Raw genomic sequence first — 18,294 nt, 5'->3', positions numbered from 1 at the left:
TCCTTGGCGCTATGATGGCGATGTTTCAGAATACTTTCTTACGACCACATTAACGATGCGCAGAAATCCGACCATCACCGATGTAATACCTACACTTAGCTATCTAAAAAGATTTAAGTAATCTTCAATCGACTAAACTTGCATCGCGGACACCTTAATCAAAAATCTCCACAACCCCCACAACCTCATCACTCCCATCCGCAGTCACCGGCAACGCCCGAATCTTATGATCCAGCATATAAGCCTCCGCCTCGGACAACTGGGCCGAAGCCCTTACTGTGTGCGGATTCGGCGTCAGGAACGTCGCCACGGTTTCATTCACCACACCCGGATTGCCCAGCAGTGCGCGGCGCAGGTCGCCGTCGGTGACGATGCCGATCAATTTGTCGTTGTCCATCACCAGCGCCAGGCCCAGGCGGCTGGAGGTCATGATCAGCAGGCAATCGTGGAATGAGGTTTCGCGGGTGACTTTGGGGAGGTTGGTGTGCATCACGTCGCTGACGCGGGTCAGCAGTTTGCGGCCGAGGCTGCCACCGGGGTGGTAGCGGGCGAAGTCCATCGGTCTGAAGTCGAGGGCGCTGATCAGGGCAACGGCGAGTGCATCGCCCATGGCCATGGTGGCCAGGGTCGAGGTGGTGGGCGCCAGGTTGTTCGGGCACACCTCGCGCTCGACCGAGATGTCGAGCCAGATGTCGGCGTGTTTGGCCAATGTGGATTGGCCGTTGCCGGTCATGGCGATGATCTTGTTACCGAAGGACTTCAGGCTCGGGATCAGCTTGATGACTTCTTCGGTTTCGCCGCTGTAGGAAATCAGGATCAGCACATCAATCGGCTTGAGCATGCCGAGGTCGCCGTGGAAGGCTTCGGCCGGATGCAGGAACAGACTTGGGGTGCCGGTAGAGGCGAAGGTGGCGACCATTTTCTGGCCGATCAAACCGGATTTGCCCATGCCGCATACCGCCGCACGACCTTGGCAGCCGAGGATCAGTTCTACGGCGCGCTGAAATTCGCCATCCAGGCGCTCTGCGAGTTGACCGATGGCTTGCGCCTGGGCGCAGAGTGCTTCTTTGGCAATTGGAAGGTGATTCATGGGGGACTCTATCGCTCCTTGATTTTTAAGGCGCGTATGGTAACGGCTCGATGCCAGCGAGGGAACGTTCATCTCCTGGCGGTAGGAAATTGCCAGCCGGACCCAGCCTCGAATGGCAAGTGCTGGAATTAGTGCGATAGAAACGCTCATCGGACTCATTCAACCGCTGACCTACCCTGTTAAAAACCCATCAAACAGATGAAAAAAAATTTAAGAAATCTTCTGTTTAACGAGTGTCGACATGCCATTTGTATTATGATTTGCACCGAATTTTGATTGAGCTTTTTTTCAGACACGTACTGATTCGTGGCTGATACAAGATTGCGCTCGTTATGGATATCCGCTGTTTTTTATGGACAATGCCGCTCCACCGCGTCGCTCTTTGCTGATTCTGTCCAAAGGCGCGCAACAGATCTCTACCCTCCCCACTTTGCTGCCCGAGTATCGGCTGCTGCATGGGACGGTGCGCGACATTGCCCAGGCCGATGATGTCCTCGCGTGGGGGCGTAAACCCAGCGCATTGCGCGCAATGGCCGCGGCTAAAGCTGCCGGTTTACCGCTGCTCACTGTCGAAGACGGTTTTCTGCGCTCTGTGGGCCTGGGTACCGAAGACCCGCCGTTGTCGCTGATTGTCGATCCGCTGGGCATCTATTACGACGCCACTGCCCCTTCTCGCCTGGAACAACTGATTCCCGTCCCGCTGATGCAAGCGCAGATCCTGCGTGCCCGTGCCTTGCAGGCCAGCTGGTGCGAGGAGCGCGTGTCCAAATACAACGGCGCCCGGATCGAAGCCTTCGTGTTGCCGCAGCCGTGCGTGCTGGTGGCCGATCAGACTCGCGGCGATGCGTCGCTGCAAGGTGCAACCACCGCTGATTTTGAGCGCATGCTCGAGGCCGCGTTGGCGCAACACCCGCACAGCACGGTGGTGGTCAAGGTTCACCCGGACGTGGTGGCCGGGCGCAAGCAAGGTCACTTCGACCTGGAGGCATTGCGCAAGTACCCGCGGGTTCACCTGATCAGTGACAACATTCACCCGGCCGAATTGTTGCCTGCCGTCCAGGCCGCGTACGTGATGACTTCACAACTGGGCTTCGATGCCTTGTTGTGGGGTGTGCCGGTGTACACCTTTGGCATGCCGTTCTATGCCGGCTGGGGTTTGACCATCGATGCCCTGCCCGTCCCTGCGCGGCGCCACCCCGTCAGCCTTGAACAATTGCTGCACGCCGCGCTGGTGGAGTACCCACGTTACGTCGACCCGGAGACCGGCGCGCCGTGCAAACCCGAAACCGTACTGGCATGGCTGGGCCTTCAACGAAGAATGCGCAGTCGGCTGCCCGAGAGCCTGCAAGTCGTTGGCTTCAGCAAGTGGAAGCAGCCGCTGGTGCTGGATTTTTTCAACGGGTCATCCATTCGATTCCTTGGGCGTTTCTCCCGACGTCGTGTTGCCACACCGGTCATTACATGGGGTTGTCAACACGACACGCCGTTGACGACGAAAGCAGGCAAACACCTCGGCCGCGTCGAAGACGGCTTCCTCCGCTCCGTCGGCCTGGGCGCGAAGAAAACCCGTCCACTGTCGTGGGTGTTCGACGACCTGGGCATTTACTACGACGCCACTCGTCCTTCGCGCCTGGAACACCTCTTGCAAAACGAACCGTGCAGTTCAGGTTTGCTGCAACGGGCCGCGGCACTGCGTGAAGCGATCTGCGCCGCTGGCGTCACCAAATACAACTTGCCCGGCACCATGTGGAAACGCCCCGCCGGTGTCGAGAAGGTGATTCTCGTACCGGGTCAGGTCGAGTCCGACGCCTCGATTCGCTACGGCGCGCACCGGATCCGGCGCAACCTTGATTTGCTCAAGGCGGTGCGCCAGCGCCACCCGTTGGCGTGGCTGCTGTACAAGCCGCACCCTGAAGTATTGGCTGGCACTCGCGAAGCCGGCGAAGGCGAAGAACGCACCAGTGACTGGTGCAATCAGGTGGTGGGCGATGTGCCCTTCCACCAACTGTTATCCGAGGTCGATGAGGTGCACGTACTGACCTCGCAATCGGGCTTCGAAGCCTTGTTGCGCGGCGTGCCGGTGAGCACCTACGGCCAGCCGTTTTATGCCGGCTGGGGCCTGACCCGGGATCTGGGAATGAGCCCTGATGTCCAGGCACGCCGTACCCGGCGCCTGAGCCTGGACGAATTGGTGGCCGCGACCCTCATCCGCTACCCGACCTATGTCAGCCGCATCACTCGAAAATTCACCACCCCCGAACGCACGCTAATCGAGATTCAAAATTGGGATGAAGTACCTACGCAAGGAAGGCCTCCAACATGGCGAGAGATGATTCAACGCTGGGTCCTCAGCGCTTTGAAACCACGCCTGAGAAACTCTTAGTCCCGGTCGAACGCTCCCAACGTCCGATACCGGTGAAGCCGCGCAACTCATTCCTGTTTCTGCAGGGTGTCAGTTCGCCGTTTTTCGCACGCCTGGTGCAGGCACTGCGAGCAGAGGGACAGCGGGTGAAGTCAGTCAACTTCAACATGGGCGACACCCTGTACGGCAGCGGCGCGCGGGTATTTTATTCAGCGCGCCCCGAGCAGCTGATGGACTTCTACAGCCAATGTTTCAGGGCGGATCATATTACCGACGTGGTGCTCTTCGGCGACTGCCGTCCGGTGCATCAGCCGGCGGTGGAACTGGCCAGGTCGCTGGGCATTCGCGTGCACGTGTTCGAAGAGGGTTACTTCCGCCCCTACTGGATCACCCTTGAGCGCAATGGCGTGAACAATCACTCGCTGCTGCCCCGTGATCCGGACTGGTATCGGGAAGTCGGCAAGTACATCCCCCGTTATCACAACGGTGATTCGTTTCGCCTGTCCTTTGCCTCCCGGGCCTTCCACGATGTGATGTACCACGTCGGTGGCGCATTGAACAAAGTGGTATTCCCCCACTACAAAACCCATGCACCGTTCAACGCGGCGGTGGAGTATGCCGGCTACATTCGCCAGGGCATTCGCCTGGTCAATGCCAAGGGCCGCGACTCCGAGGTCATCAGTGAAGTGGCGCGCAATCGCCATCGCACCTTCCTGTTGCCACTGCAGCTGGACAGCGATGCGCAGATCCGCGATCACTCGCCGTTCAAGCACATGAAGGAAGTTTTGAAGCATGTACTGGGCTCGTTCGCCCAGCATGCCGGCACTGACACGCGCCTGGTGGTCAAGAATCATCCCCTGACCCCGGGCATCATCAACTATCACCGAATCACCCGGCGCATTGCCCACAAACTCGGCATCGCCGACCGCGTGGACTTCCTCGAAAGCGGCCACATGCCGACGTTGCTGTCCCACGTCGCGGGCGTGATCACGGTCAACAGCACCGTCGGCGGTTCGTCGCTGATGCACAACGTGCCGACCATCGCCCTCAGCGACCCGATCTACAACCTCAAGGGGCTCACGCATCAAGGCAGCCTCGACGATTTCTGGCACACGCCGGAACGGCCCGACACCACGCTGTTCCAGCGCTTTCGCAGCACCGTGATTCACACCACCCAGGTCAACGGCGGCTTCTATACGCGCTGCGGTATCGACATGGCCGTGAACAACTCGCTGGAAGTGCTGATGGCCAAAACCTCCAGGATTGAGCGCTACTTATGACGCTGCACAAAAAAACCCGCTGCATCCTGATCACCGGTGCGACCGGTGGCATCGGCGGTGCGCTGGCGCCCGCTTATGCGGCGCCGGGCGTGACCCTGATCCTGCAGGGCCGACGTACCGAGCGCCTGGAAGAAATGGCCGAGCAGTGCCGCGCCGCCGGTGCACGGGTCATCCTCCACGCGCTCGACGTGCAGGACCTGGAAGCGGTGCGCGAATGGATCACCCGGATCAGCGAAACCGAGCAACCTGACCTGATCATCGTCGGTGCCGGGCTCAATACCGCCGCGGGTCCGAACTCGGAAGATGAAGTCTGGGATCTGTCCCAGGCCGTGATAGAAGTGAACGTCATGGCAGCCATCGCCACCGTACAGGCGGCGTTGCCGGCCATGCGCGCTCGAAAGCACGGCCAAATCGCACTGTTCAGTTCCCTCGCCGGTTGGCGCGGGCTGCCCGCCACACCCAGCTACAGCGCCAGCAAAGCGGCGATGAAGGCTTACGGGGAAGCCATGCGCGACCTGGTTGCCGCTGACGGCGTGCGGATCAATGTGATCATGCCGGGTTATGTCGAATCGAAAATGTGCTTTGAAATGCCGGGTCCGAAACCGCTGCTGTGGAATCCGGACAAAGCGGCGCAGCGGATTCGCCGCGGCCTGGCCGCCAACCAGGCGCGAATCAGTTTCCCCTTCCCCTTGAACCTCGGATGCTGGGCCCTGGGCGTGATTCCCCCACGGATGTCTTCGGTAATTTTGCGATGGCTGGACTACGGTGCCTGATTTCTTGAACAGTCCTTTTACCTGGGTCATCGCTGGCGGTTTTGTCCTGACCTGTCTGCTCGAAGCGTTGCTGATTCCCCGTCCAATGTTGCGTCGTCCGCTGCGCAGCTGGCTGCTGCATGCCGGGGTGTGGCTGTTTGCACTGGCCGCGCTGTACACGATCACCGGGCGCCCTTATTTCAGCGCGGTGAATGCCGTCGCCCTGTGGCTGCTGATCGTGATGGTGAGCAACGCCAAGTACCACTCGCTGCGTGAACCGTTCGTGTGCGCAGACTTTGAATACTTCAGCGACGCGGTGCGTTTTCCGCGCCTGTACCTGCCCTTCTTCGGCATCGGCAAGACCATCGCGCTGGCCCTGGCGTTTATCGCCTATCTTGCGTGCGGATTGTATTTCGAGCCTGCTGCCCCGCAGGCGTTACACGTTGGCCTCGTGACTCTGGCGAGCGCCGTGCTGTTGCTGATCCTCGGCGGCATCAAGCCACTGCAGCCGACATACGATGCCGGCCTGGATTTGACCCGCTGGGGTCTGGCCGCCAGTCTGTGGACCTATTTTTGCGCGGCACGACGCAAGGTCGCCATTGACCCATTGCACTCGCCGTTCGCCCTCGATCCACGTCAGGCGCCCGCCCCGATAGGCACCGCGCTGCCGGATCTGGTCTCCGTGCAGAGCGAGTCGTTTTTCGATATTCGCCGGTTGTGGCCGGGTATTCGCGAGCAGGTGTTGAGCCACTACGACGTGTTACGCGGCGAAGCACTGGCACACGGTCGCCTGCAAGTCGCCGCCTGGGGCGCCAATACCGTGCGCACCGAGTTCGCCTTTCTGACCGGGATTGCGGGAGACAAACTCGGCGTGCACCGCTTCAACCCGTATCGCCATCTGGCGCGCCAAGGGTTGCCAAGCATTGCCGCCGAAATGAAGAGCAAGGGCTACCGCACCGTATGCATTCACCCGTATGACGGTAGTTTTTACGGTCGCGACCAGGTGCTGCCGGCGTTGGGTTTTGATGAGTTCATCGACCAGCGCAGCTTCAACGATTCGCAAAAAGCCGGGCCGTTCATTGGCGATTGTGCAGTGGCCGACAAGATCACTGAATTGCTCAACGACAACACCCGCACTCAGCCGTTGTACATCCACGCCGTGACCATGGAAAACCACGGCCCGCTGCAACTGGAAACCGTCGATGCCGCTGAGTTGCCGACCTGGTTCGACCGCCCGCTGCTGGATGACCTGCGCGATCTGGCACCGTACCTGCGGCACGTCAGCAACGCCGACCGGATGCTCGGCCAATTGCGCGAGTACCTGATGTCGCAGCCGACCCCGACCGGGCTGTGCTTTTTTGGCGACCACGTGCCGATTCTGCCCGAGGTGTATGCCGCGCTCGGTGCGCCGGATGGTGATACCGACTACTTCATCTGGTCCAATAAAGTGCCCGGCAGCCGCGCGGCCACGTCGCTGGCAGTCGAACACCTGGCCAGGACGTTCGTCGACCAACTAAGTTGCGCCAAGGCTGTTAGTAAACCGCTGAACCACGCCCAGACCGCCCTCCATGACTGAGATTGCACACGAGCCGCTACGGATCGTCCTCGGCTCCGGTTTGCCGGAGCGCGACGAGGCGATTGCGCGGCTGATCGCCTCGGGTCGTAGCTCGCTGGCCTTTATCCTTGGCGATGAAGCCTGCCGTTATCGGCTGCTGGCTCAGGCGATCAATTGGGACCGGATTCTGATTGCCTATCGCGGCTCCACCGTGCTCGGTTATGCCGCGTTCAAACACCACCGACGTGGGCCGTTCTCGCCGGGATTCGGCCCTTTCCGGGATGAGTTCGGCCGTCTTCGCGGTGGTGCGCGCTACCTGCTGTTTATCATTACCGAATGCCGTGAGTGGTATTACGGGTTTTACCTGTATGGCCTGCGTGTGATCAAGCCGGCACGTCATCAGGGCGTTGCCACCGCGCTGCTGACAGAGACATTCGGGCAAGCCCGTCAAGCGGGCTACGACAGAGTTGAGCTTGAGGTTCAGGTGAAAAATCAGGGCGCCCAACAGCTCTATACCCGGCAAGGTTTCGTCCGGGTGCACACTACACCCGTGAATTGGCTCGGCCGGTTGCTGCCCTTCCCTGCGGTGGTGAACATGCGCCGCTCACTGAAGCCACAGCCATGAAGCGCGACAACCTGAATCAATCGCTGGTCGAAGGGCCGGGCTGGATCGGCATCATGTCCCTGTGGGTCATGTGGCGGGTTTTTCACCTGAGCGAATTTCTCGATCCGGAGGGCAAGCCGTCATGGCTGTGGCGCCGAGGCGCGAAAAAGCCCAAGGGTCTCAAGGCGATTTCCGGGATTGGCTACAAGCGCTCGTCGGACTACGCCCGGGTGCTATGCAAGCGCTGGGGCATTCCCTACATCGCACTGGAGGACGGTTTTCTGCGCTCCTCCTCCCTCGGGGTGGAGGGTGATACGCCGATGTCGATGGTGGTCGATCCGATCGGTATTCACTACCTGGCGGATCGTCCTTCGTTGCTGGAAAACATCCTCCAGCAACCGCAGCAGCTGACAGCCAAGGAACTGGCCACCGCCACCGAGCTGATGGCGCTGATTCGTAGCAGTTGCATCGGCAAATACAACAACGCCCCGGACCTGAGCGACGATGACCCATTAGGTCGGGACGCGCCGCTGGTGCTGGTAGTGGATCAAACCTACGGCGACTTTTCGATTCCGGGCGGCGGTTTGTGCGAGGCGGATTTCATTCGCATGCTCGATGCCGCGCTGGCAGAAAACCCCGGTGCCGACGTTCGCGTACGGATTCATCCGGACTGCATGAGCGGGCACAAGAAAAGCTGCTTGCTCGACGCGGCGAAGGCGCGCGGCGTAACGCTGGAAAGTCGCCCGGTGTCTTGGGCTTCGCTGGCACGGCGGGCCGCGCGCGTGTACATCGCCACCAGCCAGGCCGGGCTCGAAGCCCTGATTCAGGGCGTGCCGGTGACGTGCTTCGGGCTGCCCTTTTATGCCGGCTGGGGTTTGACCGATGACCGTCTGGCTATCCCGCGCCGGCAAGCACGACCGACCCTCGAACAGCTGGTCGCGGCAGCCTACGTGCGCTATTGCCGCTACGTTGATCCATTGACCGATCAGCGTTGCGACGTCATGACCGTGGCCCGGCAACTGGCCCGGCAAAAACAACAGGACGCACAATTTTCCGGCTCACTGACGGTGCTCGGTGTGCCTCGCCACCAACAACCGGCCATCCGCAGCTTGCTCAATAGCCGCTGGGGACGCGTGCAGTTCACCAGTGACAACACCCAGCTGATGACGAAAGTGATTCGCGAGGACGGCAAACTGCTGGTTTGGGTTGGCAGTGAAGCGGCGGATTTGCACCAGCGCGCCGAGGCGCACGGCGTACCGCTTTGGCGCATCAGTCCGGACACGATGCCGTCACCGGGACGCCGCGCACCGGCCTCGCTGGTGATAGATCGCAGACCGCACCATTCAATGGCCGGGCGGCGGAAAATGGTGCCAGACGCAGATGTGCAGCGACTGGTACAGGTTCGCGGCATGCCCTGCAGCCCGGAACACGTTGCGGGTCCCGAGACGGGTTGGCTCGACAGCTGTGCGCGCTATCGACAGGTCCGGCGCTATATCAAAGGCATGCTCGGTCTATAACTTTTGCAGTTCCTGCGCCACGGCGCTCACGGTGTCGGCGATTTGCTCCGGCGTGTGCAGGCACGACACGAAAAACCGGACACGGGCCGCTTTCTCCGGCACGGCCGGGTGAAGGATCGGCTGGGCGTTGATGCCTCGACGCGACAAGGCCCAGGACAATTGCGTGGCTTTGAGTGAGCTACCGGTAATCACCGGAATCACCGCCAACCCGGTGCTGGTGCCGGTGTCCAGGCCCGCCTCTTTGGCCAACTGCAAAAACTGTTGGCCTCGGGCCTGAAGCGTCGCCACCCGCTCGCGGTCGTCACGCAGGCAACGCAACGCGGCCAGCGCCGCGGCGGCTACCGCTGCGGGCATGCCGACGCTGTACAAAAAACCCGGCGCAAGAAACTTCAGGTGCTCGACCAGCGCCGCTTCGCCGGCAATATAGCCGCCACAACTGGCCAGACTTTTACTCAAGGTGCCCATCCAGATATCCACGTCACCGCCGGCCAGGCCGAAGTGTTCGCGGATGCCCTTGCCCGTCTGCCCCATCACGCCCAGCGAGTGCGCTTCATCGACCATCAAAAACACTTTGTGTTTTTTCTTCAGTTCGACAAAACGCGGCAGGTCCGGGTAATCCCCGTCCATGCTGTAGATGCCTTCAAGCACCACCAGCACGCGTTCGAAATGCTGACGCTGATCGCCCAGCACACGGTCGAGGGCTTCCCAGTCGTTGTGTGCAAAACTCAGGCGTCGCGCGCCGGACAATTGCACACCTTGTAGCACGCTGTTGTGGATCAGCTCGTCATGCAGGATTAAATCCCGCGGGCCGAACAGGTAACCGATGGTCGTCACGTTTGTCGCATGACCGCTGACAAACGTAATGGCGTCTTCCACTTCGTACAGGTCAGCCAGTTCGCGCTCCAGCTCACGATGGATCGGCCGGTCGCCCGAAACCGGGCGGCTGGCGGAGACCGACGTTCCGTAGTGATCAATGGCTGCTTTCGCCGCTGCCGTCACCGCCGGGTGCCCGGAGTAACCCAGGTAGTTGTAGCTGGCGTAATTCACATAACGGGCGCCCTGGATCACGGTTTCCGCACCCGCCAACCCTTCATGCAATTTGAAGAACGGATTGGTCAGCCCAAAACGCGCCGCGCCGTCGAGCATGATCCGCAGCTGCTGATAGCCGGGGTGCTGATCAAAACGATAAAACTGTTCCGGCACGCTGTGTGCCGCAGCGCTCACGCCCTCCAGCGAAGGTCCTGGCACGGCATTAGTCGTCTGGCGCAGGCGCCGTTCCAGGGCTTGCTGGATCAGCTTGTCTTTCATCGAAGCGGCAAGCCCGGGGGAGGATTTATTGGTCATGGTCCGAATCAGTTAATCAAACGAGTGAGGTTGGAATCCTGGCCATTGAGGCCATCGCTCAATTGTGCAATGTCCTCCCGGGACAGTTCCGCGCCGTGACGCGATAGCGCATCGGCCGTCCGCGATTGCAACGTGTCGACGCTGCCCTGCAACTCGGCGTGCTCTTGGCGGCCACGCAACAGTTCGAGAATCCGCCCGGTCAATTTGGCGATGCTGGAGGTTTCGCTCAGTTCCATCACCGGCAAGCGAATCCCGAAACGCTCCTCGACCGCGACCACCAACTCGACACTCATCAACGAGTCCAGCCCCAATTCCTGCAGCGGACGGTTGATGTCGAGTTTGTTGGCCGGCAAGCGCAGGATTTCGCTGATTTCCTGTTTGAGCATTTCACCGAACAGCTCCGTCAACTCCTGTTCATTCAGCTCGACCAGCAAACGCTGGATGTCGTCGACGTCGCTTTCCTCGCTTTGTTCGCCGCCATTGAGACGGGCCAGTTCGCTGAACTTCGGCGTGTTCGCCGCCGGCAGGAAACGCGACAGCGCTTTCCAGTCGAGCTCCAGCACACCGAGACCGGAACGCTGTTGCAGGAGCAGTCGTTCGAGGGTGTCCAGCGCCACTTGCGAGAGTAACGCCGAGCCGCCCATTCGACTTTGCAGGGCGTTTTTAATGTCCTCGTTACGCGCGAGGAAACCTGCATCGTCAATGGCGCCCCACAACACGCTGGTCGCAGGCAGACCGAGCGCCAGGCGATGGCGGGCCAGGGCTTCGAGCCAATGGTTAGCCGCTACATAGTTGGCTTGACCCGGGTTGCCGAACAACGTCGTTGCCGAGGAAAACAGCACGAAGAAGTCCAGCGCCAGGTGCGCGGTCATTTCGTGCAGGTATTGCGCGCCCTTGGCTTTGGGCTCAAGTACCCGTTGCACGTGTTGTGGGCTCAGGTTGCGAATCAGTCCGTCGTCGAACACGGTGGCCGCGTGCACGACACCGCGCAACGGCTGGGCACTGGCTTCGATACGCGCCATGACCGACTTCAATTGCGCGGCGTCGGTGATATCGCACGCCAGCGCTTGAACCTCGACACCCAGCTCGCGCCAGAGCGCCAGCATTGGCTGTGCTTCTTCGGTGGCGGCGCCACGGCGACCCAGCAACACCAGATGACGTGCGCCTTTTTCCACCAGCCATTGCGCGGTGCGCAGACCAAATCCGCTGAGACCGCCGGTGACCAGATAGGTGCCATCAGCCGACAGTTGCAACGCGGGCGCCTGAGCCACCGGTGCACTGAAGACCTGTTGAATCGGCGTGCGATAGGTGACGACGATTTTACCGATCTGCCGCGCCTGCTGCATGTAGCGGAAAGCTTCGACGACTTCATTGGCATCGAAGACCCGGTACGGCAGCGGCGTCAGGACGCCGTCCTGGAACAGCCCCATCATTTCGCTGAACAACCGGCGGGTCAGTAGTGGACGCTCGCTCATCAGCTGATCGGCATCGATGCCGAAGTAGCTGATGTTGTTGCGGAACGGTCGCAGGCCAATCTTGGTGTTCTGATAGAAATCGCGCTTGCCGAGCTCAAGGAAACGCCCGAACGGCTTGAGCACTCGCAGGTTGCGGTTGATCGCCTCGCCCGCCAGTGAGTTGAGCACCACGTCCACACCCCGGCCATCAGTAATCGCCAGAATGTCGTCGGCATACGCCAACGAACGGGAGTCAAACACGTGCTGGACGCCGAGCAGGCGCAGGAAGTCGCGCTTCTCGTCACTGCCGGCAGTGGCGTAAATTTCGGCCCCACACCATTTGGCGATCTGGATGGCGGCGATGCCGACACCACCGGCCGCGCCGTGGATCAGGATTTTCTCGCCAGGCTCAAGCCGCGCCAGGTAATGCACCGCGTAATAAACGGTGAAGAACGTGCTCGGAATAGTTGCCGCCGCTTCGAACGACATGCCCTGAGGAATGCGTGCGACTGCGTTGGCATTGGTCACCAGACGGTTGGCGAAGCTCGACGGCCCGAACCCGACAACACGGTCGCCCGGCTGGAAATCCCCCTCGACCCTCTCGCCTTTTCCGCGCACGACACCGGCGAACTCAAAGCCCAGGGTCGGCCCGGAAAAGCCGTTTTCAATGGCGTCATCGGAGAGCAGACCCAGGGCATACATGACGTCCCGAAAGTTCAAACCGGTGGCCTGGACTTCGATGTCCAATTCATCTGCGGCCGGTATCAGCGGGGCTCGGCTTTCCCAACGCAAATTGCGCAGCTGACCCGGGAAATCGAAGCCCAGTTTGATCTGGGCGGGTGCAGGCTGGAGCGTGTCATCCGGCACGTCATCAGGCTGGATGCGCAATCGGGCAACGTAGCGATCACCCGCAGCGCTGATCGCCAGTTCGGTTTCGTCATCGGCCTGCAACAGCGCTGACAACAGTGCTTCGACACTGCACTCGGTGGCCAGGTCGAGCAAGCGCACGCGGCACCCGAGCGCCTCGTTGGCCAGGGTTCGACCGAAGCCCCACAGGGCAGCATCAGCCAGCCCTTGCACGGTGCTTTCGGTTCGAGCGCCAAAGGGCAGAAAATGAACGGCGGCGCCAGAGGTCAGCAGCCAGCAATCCGGCGTAATACCCACCGCCTCACACGCCTGAGTGATCGCGGCGGCCAGCATGCAACGGTCTGCCTGAGCATCCAGGCCTTGCGTGGCGAATAGGCCCGCCAGCATCACCACGTGGTGCGGTGTGGCAGCGGCGAGACGCAATTGATCCGCCAACCCGGTGGCAGAATCCGGCGCCAGCAGCGCAACGTCCTGACCATGCTCGCGCAGGGTCGCCGCCAAGGCGTGGGCAAATGGCGCGTCCGCGCCCTGTTCGCTGGCCACCAGCAACCAGTTCTGGCGCGCCGGTTCAGCGTCAACTTCAAAGGTCTTCGGTGTGGGCGCAGCCGCCACCAACAGGTAGCTGCCGCAAGCCGTGTGAGGGATCAGCTCCAACGGCTCTGACACGTTGAGGCCATGACGCTGCAATTCCTGCTGCCAGAAACCTGGGCGCTGTTGCACCGACAGCCGTTGCTGTCCGTGTCCGGCCAGCCACCAGGACGCTTGCGCGCCGAAGATAAAGTCCGCCCAACGCGCGGGGTGTTGCGCCAACAACAGCAGTTCACCGTGGGCGCAAAGGCGTATGGCTACGTGTTGCAGGCCTTGGCTGACCGCGTCCAGTGGCGCCAGGTCAGTGGTGACCAGCACCAGATCGACGTCGTTGCCCGGCACCTTGGGCAATTGCGCGAAATCGGCCAGGGTCATGATTTGCAACTGGGCAAAGTCGGCCTGTAGCATCGAAACCTGATCAATGCTTTCGGCGCAGTACTGATAGTCAATGCGGTCGAAGTCCAGCGTCGCAGCGAGGTCAGCGGCCAATGGCACACCGTCAAAACCCAGCTCGACAATATGCAAACGCTGGCCGTCAGGCAGCACGCTCAGGCATTTGGCGATGTGCGCGCGCACGCTGTCGAGCAAGGCGTGATAACCGGCGGCACCGAGCACCTGGCGGGTCAATTGCGCCGCAGAGGTTTCCCGTGGCAGCAGTTGCGCGATGCTCACTTGCCCGCTTAACAACGCCAGAAGATGCACGCCGATTCGGCCGACCGAATGGATGATCTGGAAGTGTTCGGGATAACTGCGGAACAGTTCCTGCCAAATGTCTTGCGCGCTTGCGCGCTCGCCTTGATCGGCGACTTGCCAGTTGCCTTCAGCGGTCGGGAGCAGGCTGCCCTCTTCCACCGCCAGCGCCAGCAAATGATCGAGGTAACCCGACAGCGCATGCGCTTGCGGGCCCCAGCTCGAACGCTGCTGCCGCGAGAGTTCACCGCCCAGTTGCTCGATGGCTTCCCAGAGGAAACTGCCGCACAGGTTGTCGAGCAGCGGATCGATTTCATTGGCATAACGGGCCAGCTCCGGATCGTCCGCAATCGCGGCAATCTGTTGCTGCAAGGTCGCGCCCAGCGGCGAGCCCGTCAGAGGAGAACGAGGACCCGCGACGGGATAGGGTTTGGCAATCCCGACGAAGTCCACCAGTTTCAGGTCGCCGCTGCGATCCTTGTGCAGGCGCACACCCCGCAAACGTGCGTCCTTGATGCAAATGACCGCACGGCCTTCGGCGTCGTACAGCGTGAAGTCCGCCAACAGCGAATGTTCCGAACGACGCACCAGCCGGACCTGTGCCAGGCACGGTGGCCGGCTGCCCGTTGCGAACGAAATGCGTCCGAGTTTGACCGGTACGAACGCCAGGCCCTTACGGCTCTTGGGGTCGCGGCCAAGCAGTTGGGTGATCAACTGGAAAGCACTGTCGAGCAATGCCGGGTGCACATGCAGGCTCTTGAGTTCCGCCTCGATCAGGTGTGGAACGGTGAGCCGCGCCAACACTTGATTGTCGTCAATCCAGCCGTCTGCTACCGCCTGATAGGCCGGGCCGTAATTGAGACCGACCATACGGGTCAGTGCCAGATGATCCGCCGAGGCGAAGTCCGGTGCGCGGCTCGGCAAGGCCGGCGCGGTGCCGGCGAGTAAACCAACGCGGGCTTCGCCGGGAAATCTGGCGCTCACATGCTGAACCCACGGTTCGGTCTGGGCCGTGCTACGCGAAACGATGGACAGCGCACCGTCGGTACTGTCGACCACCACTCGGACCTGCTTGGAGGAATCGGCGTGCAACAACAACGGGCTGTGGATTTCCAGCTCTTCGATTTCCACGTACTCGCCCGGCTGATACTTCAATGCAGCGGCCAGCGCAACTTCGGTGAAACCGGCGCCTGGGAACAACACAGCATCACCGACCATGTGGTCACCCAGCGACGGGAACAGCTGGATGTCCAGGCGATTGTCCCAGGTCAGTTCATGCCCGGGCAGCGCGTAGCCCAACAACGGATGAACCCGTTCGCGCTGAAGGCGACCGGATGACTCGGGTGTTTGCGGGAGCCAATGACGCTCGCGTTGCCAGGCGTAATTAGGCAACTGCACGAATCGACCGGTGCGCGCAAACAGGCACTCGTGCTGAATGTCCACGCCGGCGATCAAGACTTTCGCCACGGTGCGATCGATCAGTTGCGGGCTTTCTTTGCCACGCAGATCCGTCGCGATCACGACGGCTTGCCGTTCCTGACGGTTGTGCGCGTCGGCCACGTACGAACGCAGAATCGGATGCGGCCCCACCTCCACGAAAACGTTATAGCCCTGCTCGGCGAGTTTTTCAGTGGCAGACTGGAACAGCACTGGCAAGCGGATGTTTTGCCACCAGTACTCGGCGTCCAGTCGTTCACCGACCAGTTCGTCGCCCGTCACGGTTGAATACATCGGAATGCACGATGGCCCTGGCACCACATCGCTCAACACGTCGATCAGCGCATCACGGATCACGTCCATGGCCGGCGAATGGAACGCGTAGTCCAGGCCTAGACGCCGAACGAAGACCTGTCGCTCGGTCAGCGCCTGTTCCAGAACGTCCAGTGCGGCTTGCGGACCGGCGACTGTAGCGCCCTTGAAGCTGTTTTCACCGGCGATCACCAGGTCGTGGTGCAGGTTGAGCGTTTGCAGCAGGCTGGCGGTGTCTTCGCCGCAAAGACCGACCGCCGACATTTGCCCGCTGCCTTTGGTCAATCCTTGCAAACGACTGCGGTGGTAAATAACCCGCGTAGCGTCCTTGAGGGTCAGGGCACTGCAAGCCCAGGCGGCGGCCACTTCACCCACACTGTGCCCAGTGACGGCCAATGGCAGAACACCTTTTGCAGCCAGCATGCGCGTGATGCCGACCTGCAACGCAAACAGTGCCGGTTGAGCAATCTCGGTCAGTTGATAGCGGTCTTCGCCATTGTCGCCGGCCAGTTCCGCCCGCAGCGAGTAACCCGCCAGCGGTTCGAAAATGGCGTCCACCTCAGCCACGGCGCTGTAGAACACCGGGTCGGCGAGCAACGCCTTGCCCATGCCTTGCCACTGCGAGCCATTGCCGGAATAAACGAACACCGGGCCTTTCGGTTGCTCCAGCGCCAGACCGCTTTCGAGCACCGCCGACTGACATGGCACTCCGGGATCGGTCGCAAAATCGAGCAGTGCCTGAGCACTATGTCGAGCATCGGCGCCAAACACCACGACACGCTGGGGGTGAATGTCGCGACGCACCAGTGACTGATAGGCAACGTCGTAAAGACTTGCCTCGGTGGACTCGGACAAAAACCGGGCGAACTGCTCCGACTGAGCGGCCAGGCCTGCGTGGTCCTTGGCCGACACAATCAGCGGCACCGCGTGATCGGTCGAGGCTGGCGCTTCATCGGCCTGCGGTGGGCTTTCCAAAATAACGTGCGCGTTCGCACCGCCGAAACCGAACGAATTGACCCCCACCACCAGTTTGCCGGTGGGCTTGAGTGCCTGGGTTTCAGTGACAACCTGCAAGTTGAGGTCGGCGAACGGGATGTTCGGGTTGAGCCTGGTGATGCCGATGGTGGCCGGCACCTGGCGTTCAATCACGCAGAAAAGCGCCTTCATCAAACCAGCAACGCCGGAGGCGGCTTCAAGGTGGCCGATGTTGCTTTTGATCGAGCCGATCAGCAGCGGCTGGTCGGCCGGACGGTGCTTGCCGAGCGCTTCGCCAATGGCGCGGCTTTCAATCGGATCGCCAACCGGTGTGCCGGTGCCGTGCGCCTCAAGGTAATCGATCTGCGTGGCGTCGATGCCAGCCGTGGCGTAAGCCTGCGTCATCAGCGCGCTTTGCGCTTCGGCACTCGGCACCGTCAAACTCGACTTGCGGCCATCGGTGTTCGCTGCAGTGCCGGCAACAACGGCCAGGATCTGGTTACCGTCCGCGACGGCCTTGTCGTAATCCTTCAGATAGAACAGGCCCGCCCCTTCGGACCGGACATAACCGTCGGCGGACTCATCGAAAACATGGCATTGGCCTGTGCGCGAGAGCATCGACGCCTTGGAAAAAATCAGGAAGCCGAACGGGTGAAGGTGCAGGCTGATACCGCCGGCCAGCGCCTGTTCGATATCACCGTTCTGAATCGCCTGGCACGCCTGGTGAAACGCAATCAGAGAAGACGAGCACGCCGTGTCGATGGCCATGCTCGGACCTTGCAGGTCGTAGAAATAAGAGAGCCGGTTGGCCGCAATGCTGAACGTGTTGCCCGTGGCGGTGGACGCTTCGATCGCCGACAAGTCATGCCCCAACCGATAGCTGTAATCAACGCTGGCAATGCCCAGGTAAACGCCGCAATCGCTGCCGCGCAGGCTCGAAGGCTTGACTCCGGCGTTCTCGAACACTTCCCAGCCGAGCTCCAGCAACAGGCGTTGCTGAGGATCCATGATCGCGGCTTCTCGCGGGGAAATATTGAAAAAGCCTGCGTCGAAGGTGGAGATATCGCCAAGCGAGCCAGACGCGAAGGTATAGGACGTCCCCGGGTTGGCCTTGTCCGGGTGCAGGAACTCGTCTTTGGACCAGCGCGAAAAATCTGCTTCGGTGATGAAGCTCTGCCGATCTAACAGGTGCGGCCAAAAAGTTGCAGAAGTAGAGCCTGGAAAACGGAACGACGTCCCTATGATTGCAACTTTTTTACGCATTGCTACGAGCCCTTTTTATACCCAACCTTTTTCCAAAGGTTGGGTAACAATCAACGTCCATTAATTTAAATGCCGGGCAACCGGCGACACCTTATAAAGGTCGTGTCGCTAAAATCCTGCTCGCACCCAGCCAGCGTCCTACAAAAGACAGCGGCGGATCATACGCGCCCAGCCCCCTGAGGGAAACCTGAATAGCTCATCCAT

9 protein-coding genes are annotated in these 18,294 nt (G+C 60.9%); 6 read left to right on the top strand and 3 right to left on the bottom strand.

The annotated features are described in order from the left end of the window. Positions 1–154 precede the first annotated feature (154 nt). The gene (locus tag AC1MDT_RS01765) at positions 155–1,090 is read right to left on the bottom strand and encodes a KpsF/GutQ family sugar-phosphate isomerase (protein WP_480420412.1); all 936 of its coding nucleotides are present in this window, start codon (positions 1,088–1,090) and stop codon (positions 155–157) included. Positions 1,091–1,442: 352 nt separating this feature from the next. Between AC1MDT_RS01765 and AC1MDT_RS01760 the strand changes: the two genes are divergently transcribed. The 6 genes from AC1MDT_RS01760 to AC1MDT_RS01735 are packed head-to-tail and all read left to right on the top strand — an operon-like array spanning position 1,443 to position 9,160. Next, the gene (locus AC1MDT_RS01760) at positions 1,443–3,473 is read left to right on the top strand and encodes a capsular polysaccharide biosynthesis protein (RefSeq protein ID WP_480420411.1); all 2,031 of its coding nucleotides are present in this window, start codon (positions 1,443–1,445) and stop codon (positions 3,471–3,473) included. Next, positions 3,410–4,732 (top strand): capsule biosynthesis protein, encoded by a 1,323-nt coding sequence (locus tag AC1MDT_RS01755; RefSeq protein WP_480420410.1) that lies wholly within the window; start codon positions 3,410–3,412, stop codon positions 4,730–4,732. The genes AC1MDT_RS01760 and AC1MDT_RS01755 overlap by 64 nt, the downstream gene beginning before the upstream one ends. Further along, positions 4,729–5,505, top strand: a complete 777-nt coding sequence (locus AC1MDT_RS01750; RefSeq protein WP_480420409.1) for an SDR family NAD(P)-dependent oxidoreductase — start codon at positions 4,729–4,731, stop codon at positions 5,503–5,505. Before AC1MDT_RS01755 ends, AC1MDT_RS01750 begins: the two co-directional genes overlap by 4 nt. A gap of 4 nt (positions 5,506–5,509) precedes the next feature. After that, complete coding sequence (locus AC1MDT_RS01745) at positions 5,510–7,060, top strand: LTA synthase family protein (protein WP_480420408.1); 1,551 nt, start codon at positions 5,510–5,512, stop codon at positions 7,058–7,060. Then, on the top strand, positions 7,053–7,664 hold the full coding sequence (locus tag AC1MDT_RS01740; protein WP_480420407.1) for a GNAT family N-acetyltransferase: 612 nt from the start codon (positions 7,053–7,055) through the stop codon (positions 7,662–7,664). The genes AC1MDT_RS01745 and AC1MDT_RS01740 overlap by 8 nt, the downstream gene beginning before the upstream one ends. Beyond that, positions 7,661–9,160, top strand: coding sequence for a capsular polysaccharide export protein, LipB/KpsS family (locus tag AC1MDT_RS01735; protein ID WP_480420406.1), 1,500 nt, complete (start codon positions 7,661–7,663; stop codon positions 9,158–9,160). Before AC1MDT_RS01740 ends, AC1MDT_RS01735 begins: the two co-directional genes overlap by 4 nt. Here AC1MDT_RS01735 and AC1MDT_RS01730 read toward each other — a convergent pair. After that, the gene (locus tag AC1MDT_RS01730; protein ID WP_480420405.1) at positions 9,155–10,504 is read right to left on the bottom strand and encodes an aminotransferase class I/II-fold pyridoxal phosphate-dependent enzyme; all 1,350 of its coding nucleotides are present in this window, start codon (positions 10,502–10,504) and stop codon (positions 9,155–9,157) included. The genes AC1MDT_RS01735 and AC1MDT_RS01730 overlap by 6 nt on opposite strands. An 8-nt stretch (positions 10,505–10,512) precedes the next feature. Then, positions 10,513–18,090, bottom strand: a complete 7,578-nt coding sequence (locus AC1MDT_RS01725; RefSeq protein ID WP_480420404.1) for an SDR family NAD(P)-dependent oxidoreductase — start codon at positions 18,088–18,090, stop codon at positions 10,513–10,515. Positions 18,091–18,294 lie beyond the last annotated feature (204 nt).

It is taken from the genome of Pseudomonas sp. ASL7 (assembly GCF_056680375.1).
Note: the sequence above shows the minus strand (reverse complement) of the source record. Positions and strands in the feature narration are given on the sequence as shown.

Bases quoted from the DNA above. Each gene is read 5' to 3' on its own strand.
- AC1MDT_RS01765 (WP_480420412.1), bottom strand. From the start codon at position 1,090: ATGAATCACCTTCCAATTGCCAAAGAAGCACTCTGCGCCCAGGCGCAA.
- AC1MDT_RS01735 (WP_480420406.1), top strand. From the start codon at position 7,661: ATGAAGCGCGACAACCTGAATCAATCGCTGGTCGAAGGGCCGGGCTGG.
- AC1MDT_RS01755 (WP_480420410.1), top strand. From the start codon at position 3,410: ATGGCGAGAGATGATTCAACGCTGGGTCCTCAGCGCTTTGAAACCACG.
- AC1MDT_RS01740 (WP_480420407.1), top strand. From the start codon at position 7,053: ATGACTGAGATTGCACACGAGCCGCTACGGATCGTCCTCGGCTCCGGT.
- AC1MDT_RS01760 (WP_480420411.1), top strand. From the start codon at position 1,443: ATGGACAATGCCGCTCCACCGCGTCGCTCTTTGCTGATTCTGTCCAAA.
- AC1MDT_RS01750 (WP_480420409.1), top strand. From the start codon at position 4,729: ATGACGCTGCACAAAAAAACCCGCTGCATCCTGATCACCGGTGCGACC.
- AC1MDT_RS01730 (WP_480420405.1), bottom strand. From the start codon at position 10,504: ATGACCAATAAATCCTCCCCCGGGCTTGCCGCTTCGATGAAAGACAAG.
- AC1MDT_RS01725 (WP_480420404.1), bottom strand. From the start codon at position 18,090: ATGCGTAAAAAAGTTGCAATCATAGGGACGTCGTTCCGTTTTCCAGGC.